Origin of the sequence: Streptomyces sp. SID1328, from assembly GCF_009865595.1 — a bacterium.
GTDB lineage: Bacteria > Actinomycetota > Actinomycetes > Streptomycetales > Streptomycetaceae > Streptomyces > Streptomyces griseoluteus.
This window is the reverse complement of the sequence record NZ_WWKH01000359.1, coordinates 1-8392: the sequence shown is the minus strand read 5'-3', so window position 1 is coordinate 8392 and position 8392 is coordinate 1. Positions and strand designations below refer to the sequence as shown.

The following is an 8392-nucleotide window of genomic DNA, read 5'->3' as shown; positions in this document are numbered from 1 at the left end:
CGCAGCGAATCCCCGGCGTTCGACCTGCACCACCCCGAGATCGCCGCGCTGGAGCAGCTTGAGCACGCCGGTCACGGCGCCGCCATCGCGGGCAGCAAGGAGGCCGGCAAGTGAAGATCCAAGGTCGGATGTTCTTCTGGCTGAGCATCTTCGTCCTGGTCATGGCCGTCGTGTACGGCGTGTGGTCGAAGGAGCCGGCCGGCACCACGGCGCTCTTCCTGGCCTTCGGCCTGTGCATCATGATCGGCTTCTACCTGGGCTTCACCGCCCGGCGGGTCGACGCGGGCGCGCAGGACGACAAGGAGGCCGACGTCGCGGACGGCGCGGGCGAGCTGGGCTTCTTCAGCCCGCACAGCTGGCAGCCGCTGGCCCTGGCGGTCGGCGGTGCGCTGGCCTTCCTGGGCATCGCGGTCGGCTGGTGGCTGCTGTACTTCTCGGCACCCCTGATCGCCATCGGCCTCTTCGGCTGGGTGTTCGAGTACTACCGCGGTGAGAACCGCACCCAGTAGGACGGCACAGCAACACGGCGCAGTACCCGGCGGGAGCCCGGACACTCCATCAGGAGGGTCCGGGCTCCTCCCTTTGCCGTGGTGTCCGTTTGCCGCAGTGTCCGTCCCTCGTACGGGTTACGTGCCGAGCCAGTGACGTCCTCTTCTCATAGCGTGATCGTATGAATCACACTGCGCGGACCCGCACCGTGGTCAGCTCCGCCATGCTGGTGGCCGCCCTCGGCGCGGGCGTCACCGGCTGCGGCTCGGACGGCAATGCCCTGTCGTCCAACCCGTACGACGCGGCCGACCAGATCGTCTTCAACGCGCCCACCGACAAGGCGAAGCAGGTCGATCCGGACAAGCCCCTGGAGGTCACGCTCAAGAGCGGCGAGGGCCGGATCACCGACGTCACCGCCAGGGACGCCACAGGCCGCTATGTGGCGGGCGAACTCGCCGCCGACGGCGGACGCTGGCACAGCACCTCCCCGCTGGCCGCCAACGCCCATTACACGGTCCGTGTGAGCACCGAGGACGAGGACGGCGCCCCCGGCCGCAAGGTCCTCGACTTCGCCACCACCAAGACGGCGAGCAAGAAGAGCCTCGGTGTCACCTTCGGGCCCGAGGCGGGGGAGTACGGCGTCGGGCAGCCCATCACGGCCAACCTCGACCAGCCGGTCAAGGACAAGGCCCAGCGGGCCGTGGTGGAGAGCGGGCTGCGGGTGGACTCGGTCCCCGCCGTGCAGGGTTCCTGGTACTGGGTCAGTGACAAGGAACTCCACTACCGGCCCAAGGAGTACTGGCCCGCCCACGCCACCGTCCGGGTGCACAGCAACCTCGACGGGATCAAGATCACCGACCGGCTGCGCGGTGGCAAGAGCAAAGACCTGAAGATCACCATCGGGGACAAGGTGGAGGCCATCACCGACGCCGCCACCCACCAGCTCACGTTCTACAAGAACGGTGAGGCGATCAACACCATCCCGGTCACCACCGGCAAGCCCGGCTTCGAGACCCGCAACGGCGTCAAGGTGGTCCTGGAGAAGCAGTACTTCGTACGGATGCGCGGAACCACCGTCGGCATCGCCGAGGGCAGCTCCGACTCGTACGACCTGCTGGTGTACTACGCCACTCGCGTCACCTGGTCGGGTGAGTACGTGCACGCCGCGCCCTGGTCGGTCGGCTCGCAGGGCTACGCCAACGTCAGCCACGGCTGCACCGGCATGAGCACCGGGAACGCCGAATGGTTCTTCGACCACGTCCGCGCCGGCGACATCGTGAAGGTCGTCAACTCCAACGGCCACGCCATGGAGGACTTCGGCAACGGCTTCGGCGACTGGAACGTGGACTGGAAGAAATGGGGCACCGGCAGCGCCCTCAACGGGGCCGCTCAGAACGGCTCCGCGCCCAGGGACTCCGTACGCCTGCGCCCCGCCGCCGCATGAGGCTCCGGGGTGCGGGAGCCGGGCGGGTCCCCGCACCCCTTCTGCGGGCCGTTCTAGGCGTTCTGGAGGCGCTTGCGGCGCAGCAGGGAGGCGAGCGCCTCCGCGAACTCCATCGGGTCGACCGGCAGCGTCACCGCCGCGTCGGCCCGGCTCCAGGTCGCCAGCCAGGCGTCCTGGGGGCGGCCCATGAGCAGCAACACCGGGGGAGCGCCGAAGACTTCGTCCTTGATCTGACGGCAGACCCCCATGCCGCCCATGGGCACCGCCTCGCCGTCCAGCACGCAGACGTCGATGCCGCCCCGGTCCACCTCGCGCACCACGGCCTCGGGCGTGGCGCACTCGACGAACTCCACCAGCGGCACGTCCGGGGCCGGCCGGCGTCCGGCGGCGAGCCGTACCTGTTCGCGGGTGTTGGAGTCGTCGCTGTACACCAGCACGGTGGCGGTCGGCTGCATGCTTCCTCCGAGACGTCGGCGTCTTGCGGACAGGCCATTGTGGGCCGGATGCTACTCCCCCGGACAGCACGTCAACACCGGTACGACAGGCGAAGACACTCCGAACGGCACCCCCGGAGTGAGGGCGAGATAAGCGACCGACATAATGTCGGTCGTGGCGACAGCAACGACAGTAGATACCGGGCACGCGCACCCGTCGGTCAACCGGCCGAACCTCACCAGCGTCGGAACCATCATTTGGCTGAGTTCCGAGCTGATGTTCTTCGCGGCCCTCTTCGCGATGTACTTCACCGCTCGATCGGTGACCGGACTGGATCACTGGAAGGAGATGGCGCACGCGCTGAATGTGCCCTTCTCCGCGACGAACACCACGATCCTGGTGCTCTCCTCCCTGACCTGCCAGCTCGGCGTGTTCGCCGCCGAGCGCGGGGACGTGAAGAAGCTCCGCGGATGGTTCATCGTCACCTTCGTGATGGGTGCGATCTTCATCGGCGGACAGATCTTCGAGTACACGGAACTGGTGAAGAAGGACGGCATCTCGCTGTCCTCCGACGTCTACGGCTCCGTGTTCTACCTGACCACCGGCTTCCACGGCCTGCACGTGACGGGCGGACTCATCGCCTTCCTGCTGGTCCTCGGCCGCACCTACGCGGCCAAGAGGTTCACTCACGAGCAGGCGACCGCCGCCATCGTCGTGTCCTACTACTGGCACTTCGTCGATGTGGTCTGGATCGGCCTCTTCGCCACGATCTACTTGATCAAGTAGCGGGCAAGACCCGCACATCCAGAAGCACCGACGCAGAAGATCCTGACACCGGGGTAATCCGTGAAAAAGCTCTCCGCACGACGACGCCATCCGCTGGCGGCGGTCGTCGTCCTACTCCTCGCGCTGGCGGCCACTGGGGGGCTGTACGCCGCGTTCGCGCCCGCGGGCAAGGCGCAGGCCGATGAAACCTCCCAGTCCCTGACCATCAAGGAGGGCCAGAAGCTCTACGAGGTCGGCTGCGCAAGCTGCCACGGCACCGGTGGCCAGGGCTCCTCCGACGGCCCGAGCCTGGTCGGCGTCGGCGCCGCCGCGGTCGACTTCCAGGTCGGCACCGGCCGGATGCCCGCCTCCAGCTCGCAGATGGCTCAGATCCCGGCCAAGAAGCCGATCTACACCCAGGCCCAGATCGACCAGCTCGCCGCGTACGTCGCGTCGCTGGGCGCCGGCCCGAACGTGCCGACCAAGGAGCAGTACTCCAAGGACGGCGCGGACATCGCCAAGGGTGGCGAGCTGTTCCGCACCAACTGCGCGCAGTGCCACAACTTCGTCGGCAAGGGTGGCGCCCTGACCAAGGGCAAGTACGCGCCGAGCCTCGAGGGCGTCGCGCCCAAGCACATCTACGAGGCCATGCAGACCGGCCCGCAGAACATGCCGTCCTTCCCCGACACCACCATGACGGAGAAGAACAAGAAGGACATCATCGCGTACCTGAACGCGGTCAACAGCAGCGAGACCGAGAACCCCGGCGGCCTTGCGCTGGGCGGACTCGGCCCGGTCAGTGAGGGCCTGTTCGCCTGGATCTTCGGCCTCGGCGCGCTGATCGCGGTCGCCGTCTGGGTCGCCGCTCGGACCGCAAAGGCCAAGAAGTCATGAGTAGCCAAGACATTCCAGAAGAGAACCTGCCCGCCGCGCAGGACCACGCGCACGGCTCGGTGAGCGTCGCGGACGAAGAGACGCCGTTCGCCGACCCGGGCATGCCGCCGCACGAGCACCGTGCGCAGGACATCGACGAGCGGGCCGCCAAGCGGTCCGAGCGCGCGGTCGCCCTGCTGTTCACGATCTCGATGCTGGCCACCGTCGCCTTCATCGCGTCGTACGTGACGATCCCGCACGACAAGTCGATCTTCGTCTTCCCGATCGGTCACATCAGCGCGCTCAACTTCGCGCTGGGCCTGACCCTCGGTGTGGCGCTGTTCTGCATCGGCGCGGGCGCCGTCCACTGGGCGCGCACCCTGATGTCCGACGTCGAGATGGTGGCCGAGCGCCACCCGATCGCGGCGGACCCCACGGTCCGCGCCCAGGTCTTCGAGGACTTCCGCCAGGGAGCCGCGGAGTCCGGCATCGGCCGTCGCAAGCTGATCCGCAACACGATGTTCGGCGCGCTGGCCCTGGTCCCGCTCTCCGGCGTCATGCTGCTGCGCGACCTCGGTCCGCTGCCGCACAGCTCGCTCCGCCACACGCTGTGGGCGAAGGGCAAGCTCCTCGTCAACGTCAACACCAACGAGCCGCTGCGTCCCGAGGACGTGGCCGTCGGCTCGCTGACCTTCGCCAAGCCCGAGGGCCTGGAGGAGACGGACGAGGACTTCCAGAACGAGATCGCCAAGGCCGCCCTGATGATCGTCCGGCTCCTGCCGAACGACATCAAGGACAAGCAGGAACTGGCCTGGTCCCACGAGGGCATCGTCGCGTTCTCGAAGATCTGCACCCACGTGGGCTGCCCGATCTCCCTGTACGAGCAGCAGACGCACCACGTGCTCTGCCCGTGCCACCAGTCCACCTTCGACCTCTCCGACGGTGCCCGAGTGATCTTCGGCCCCGCCGGTCACGCCCTGCCGCAGCTCCGCATCGGTGTGAACGACGAGGGCTACCTCGAGGCGCTCGGCGACTTCGCGGAGCCCGTCGGTCCTGCATTCTGGGAGCGCGGATGAGTACTGAAGCGAACGAAGCCCCCCGCTCGCGCGGGAAGGCGCCGGCCGGCGAGCGCGTCGCCGACTGGGCGGACGGCCGGCTGGGGATCTACGCCCTGGCCAAGGCCAACATGCGCAAGGTCTTCCCGGACCACTGGTCGTTCATGCTGGGCGAAGTCTGCATGTACAGCTTCCTCATCATCATCCTGACCGGTGTGTACCTGACGCTGTTCTTCCACCCGTCGATGAACGAGGTGGAGTACCACGGCAGCTACGTCCCGCTCCAGGGGCAGCTGATGTCGGAGGCGTTCAACTCGACCCTGCACATCTCCTTCGATGTGCGCGGTGGTCTGCTCATCCGGCAGATCCACCACTGGGCCGCGCTGATCTTCCTCGCCGGCATGTTCGTGCACATGATGCGCGTGTTCTTCACCGGCGCGTTCCGCAAGCCGCGTGAGGTCAACTGGCTGTTCGGCTTCCTGCTGTTCGTCCTCGGCATGTTCACCGGTTTCACCGGTTACTCGCTCCCGGACGACCTGCTCTCCGGCACCGGTGTGCGCTTCACCGAGGGCGCGATCCTGTCCATGCCGATCGTCGGCACGTACATCTCGTTCTTCCTCTTCGGCGGGCAGTTCCCCGGTCACGACTTCGTGGCCCGGTTCTACTCGATCCACATCCTGCTGCTGCCGGGCATCATGCTCGGCCTGATGGTGGCGCACCTGATCCTGGTCTTCTACCACAAGCACACGCAGTTCGCGGGTCCGGGGAAGAAGGAGACCAACGTCGTCGGCATGCCGCTGCTGCCGGTGTACATGGCCAAGGCCGGAGGCTTCTTCTTCCTGGTCTTCGGTGTGATCGCGCTCATCGCGGGCATCACGCAGATCAACCCGATCTGGGCGATGGGCCCGTACCGGCCCGACCAGGTCTCCACCGGTGCCCAGCCCGACTGGTACATGGGCTTCGCCGAGGGTCTGGTCCGTTACATGCCGGGCTGGGAGGTCAACTTCTGGGGCCACACGCTGGTCCTGGGCGTGTTCATCCCGCTGGTCCTGTTCGGTGTCGTGCTGATGGCCATCGCGGTCTACCCGTTCATCGAGTCCTGGGTCACCGGCGACAAGCGTGAGCACCACATCCTGGACCGCCCGCGCAACGCCCCGACGCGTACCGCGTTCGGCGTCGCCTGGGTCACGGTGTACATGATCGGTCTGGTCGGGGGTGGCAACGACCTGTGGGCCACCCACTTCCACCTGTCGATCAACCAGGTCACCTGGTTCGTCCGGATCTTCTTCTTCGCCGGACCGGTGATCGCGTTCATCGCCACCAAGCGGATCTGCCTCGGTCTCCAGCGCCGGGACAAGGAGAAGGTGCTGCACGGCCGCGAGACCGGCATCATCAAGCGCCTGCCGCACGGTGAGTTCATCGAGGTGCACGAGCCGCTCAGCCAGGAGCAGCTCCACACCCTGACGGCCCACCACCAGTACGAGCCCGCCGAGATCGGCCCCACGGTCGACGAGAACGGGGTCGAGCGCAAGGTGAAGCCCACCGAGCGGCTCCGGGTCAAGCTGTCCAACGCCTACTACGGCAAGGACAACCAGATCCCCAAGCCCACCGTCGACGAGTACAAGGAGATCACGAGCGGCCACGGCCACCACTGATCCCCGCGCGCGTCGCCACGCCACGGCCGAAGGGCCCCGTCCGGAACACCGGCGGGGCCCTTCGCCCTGTTCGGGCTGGATAGGGTGGGAGCGGGCACCCCGCGTGCCCCGGAACACCTGCTTTTCTCTCACACACCCAGGAGCGGCTGATGAGCGCTGTGACCCCCGCTGGAGGCGACACCGCGGCGGGCCGTTCCTGGCCCGAGGTACTGAACGCCCTGCTGGAGGGCCGGGACCAGAGTGCCGACGCCACCGCCTGGGCGATGAACCGGATCATGCGCGGCGAGGCCACGGACGCCCAGATCGCGGGCTTCCTGGTGGCGCTGCGGGCCAAGGGCGAGACGGTCGAGGAGATCACCGGGATCGTCCGGGCGATGTACGACCACGCCAATGTCATCGAGGTGCCGGGCCGGACCGTCGACATCGTCGGCACCGGCGGGGACGGCGCCAAGACGGTGAACATCTCCACGATGTCCTCCATCGTGGTCGCCGGCACCGGCGCGAAGGTCATCAAGCACGGCAACCGGGCCGCGTCCTCCGCGTCCGGCTCCTCGGACGTGCTGGAGCGGCTCGGGGTGAACCTGGAGCTGACGCCCAAGCGGGTGGCCGAGGTCGCGGAGGAGGCGGGGATCACCTTCTGCTTCGCGGTCAAGTTCCACCCGGCACTGCGTCATGTCGGTGCCGCCCGCGGCCAGCTCGGCATCCGTACGGTCTTCAATGTGATCGGTCCGCTGACCAACCCGGCGCGGGTGCGGTCCCAGGCGGTGGGCGTGGCCAACCTGGCCATGGCGCCGATCGTCGCGGGCGTCTTCGCCGAGCGCGGGAACTCCTCGCTGGTCTTCCGGGGCGAGGACGGGCTGGACGAGCTGACCACCACCTCGCCCTCGCGGGTGTGGATCGTGCGCGACGGCAAGGTCACCGAGGAGGTCTTCGACCCGCGTGACGTCGGCATCGAGCTGGTGCCGGTGGACGCGCTGCGCGGCGGCGACCCGGCGTACAACGCGATGGTGGCCCGCAAGGTGCTGGAGGGCGAGCGGGGGCCGGTGCGGGAAGCGGTGCTGCTGAACTCGGCGGCGGCGCTGGTCGCGCTGGACCCGACGGAGGCGCCGCTGGCGGACCAGCTCCGGGCGGGCATGGCGAGAGCGGCCGAGTCCATCGACTCCGGGGCGGCGGAGCGCACGCTGGAGCGGTGGGTGGCCGCCAGCAACCGGTAGGAGCCGTTCTTCCGGCGCGGCGGGGAGCGGCCGCTCCCCGCCGCGCCGGCGTTCCGGCATCCGGACGGCGGTTGCGCCACGCACTCCGTCCGGCTAGCTTCCTGATCAGGTCATGAGCGACAGCCATGCGGCCCCGGCCGGCTGTCCGGCAACCCTCCGTCCGTGGCGGGGTGCTCCGGGTGAGGACCAGGCCGTAGTCCAGAAGGTCTACGGCAAGCGCGGACCCCTCGAGAACCAGGGGTCCTGGTCGTACGAGGGAGCTTCTTCCGTGAGCAAGCGAATGCGCTAGGGCCGCCGAGCCCCGCCTCCGCACACCCCCTTTCACCCTTCCTCCGGTGCCGCGTCCGCATGCCCTGCGCGCGGTGACTCCGGCCTGCCTCACGGGAGTTCAGCCATGTCCGTCTTCACCGCCTTCGCCCCCGCCCCCGCCCCCGCCGCCACCCACGTCGTTCCCGCCCCGCT

General features: G+C 68.3%; 8 protein-coding genes and 1 riboswitch. Of the genes, 7 read left to right on the top strand and 1 reads right to left on the bottom strand.

What is annotated here, in order from left to right; genetic code table 11:
- Positions 1 to 110 precede the first annotated feature (110 nt).
- A complete protein-coding gene (locus GT030_RS10715; RefSeq protein WP_086690039.1) occupies positions 111 to 509 on the top strand; it encodes a cytochrome c oxidase subunit 4 in 399 nt (132 codons plus the stop codon).
- Between the two features lie 161 nt (positions 510 to 670).
- The gene (locus GT030_RS10710; protein ID WP_161200894.1) at positions 671 to 1933 is read left to right on the top strand and encodes an Ig-like domain-containing protein; all 1263 of its coding nucleotides are present in this window, start codon (positions 671 to 673) and stop codon (positions 1931 to 1933) included.
- A 53-nt stretch (positions 1934 to 1986) separates the two neighbouring features.
- Here GT030_RS10710 and GT030_RS10705 read toward each other — a convergent pair whose 3' ends face one another.
- Positions 1987 to 2388 carry a response regulator transcription factor gene (locus tag GT030_RS10705; RefSeq protein WP_030810343.1) on the bottom strand — a complete coding sequence of 134 codons (402 nt, stop codon included), beginning with the start codon at positions 2386 to 2388 and terminating at the stop codon, positions 1987 to 1989.
- Between the two features lie 145 nt (positions 2389 to 2533).
- Here GT030_RS10705 and GT030_RS10700 point away from each other — a divergent pair, with 145 nt between their 5' ends.
- The 5 genes from GT030_RS10700 to trpD all read left to right on the top strand — a co-directional run bounded on the left by GT030_RS10700 (position 2534) and on the right by trpD (position 7930).
- Positions 2534 to 3154 carry a heme-copper oxidase subunit III gene (locus GT030_RS10700; protein ID WP_030810341.1) on the top strand — a complete coding sequence of 207 codons (621 nt, stop codon included), beginning with the start codon at positions 2534 to 2536 and terminating at the stop codon, positions 3152 to 3154.
- 60 nt (positions 3155 to 3214) lie between these two features.
- Positions 3215 to 4027: a c-type cytochrome gene (locus tag GT030_RS10695; RefSeq protein WP_161200893.1), complete on the top strand. Its 813-nt coding sequence runs from the start codon at positions 3215 to 3217 to the stop codon at positions 4025 to 4027.
- The gene (locus tag GT030_RS10690) at positions 4024 to 5082 is read left to right on the top strand and encodes a Rieske 2Fe-2S domain-containing protein (protein WP_161200892.1); all 1059 of its coding nucleotides are present in this window, start codon (positions 4024 to 4026) and stop codon (positions 5080 to 5082) included. Before GT030_RS10695 ends, GT030_RS10690 begins: the two co-directional genes overlap by 4 nt.
- On the top strand, positions 5079 to 6716 hold the full coding sequence (locus GT030_RS10685) for a cytochrome bc complex cytochrome b subunit (RefSeq protein WP_161200891.1): 1638 nt from the start codon (positions 5079 to 5081) through the stop codon (positions 6714 to 6716). The genes GT030_RS10690 and GT030_RS10685 overlap by 4 nt, the downstream gene beginning before the upstream one ends.
- 149 nt (positions 6717 to 6865) lie before the next feature.
- Complete coding sequence (gene trpD, locus GT030_RS10680; protein WP_161200890.1) at positions 6866 to 7930, top strand: anthranilate phosphoribosyltransferase; 1065 nt, start codon at positions 6866 to 6868, stop codon at positions 7928 to 7930.
- A gap of 108 nt (positions 7931 to 8038) precedes the next feature.
- A riboswitch (SAM riboswitch) is annotated at positions 8039 to 8155 on the top strand.
- The last annotated feature ends 237 nt before the right edge of the window (positions 8156 to 8392 follow it).

Coding starts and splice junctions, on each gene's coding strand:
- GT030_RS10710 (WP_161200894.1), top strand. CDS start 671: ATGAATCACACTGCGCGGACCCGCACCGTGGTCAGCTCCGCCATGCTG.
- GT030_RS10705 (WP_030810343.1), bottom strand. CDS start 2,388: ATGCAGCCGACCGCCACCGTGCTGGTGTACAGCGACGACTCCAACACC.
- GT030_RS10700 (WP_030810341.1), top strand. CDS start 2,534: ATGTCGGTCGTGGCGACAGCAACGACAGTAGATACCGGGCACGCGCAC.
- GT030_RS10690 (WP_161200892.1), top strand. CDS start 4,024: ATGAGTAGCCAAGACATTCCAGAAGAGAACCTGCCCGCCGCGCAGGAC.
- GT030_RS10685 (WP_161200891.1), top strand. CDS start 5,079: ATGAGTACTGAAGCGAACGAAGCCCCCCGCTCGCGCGGGAAGGCGCCG.
- trpD (WP_161200890.1), top strand. CDS start 6,866: ATGAGCGCTGTGACCCCCGCTGGAGGCGACACCGCGGCGGGCCGTTCC.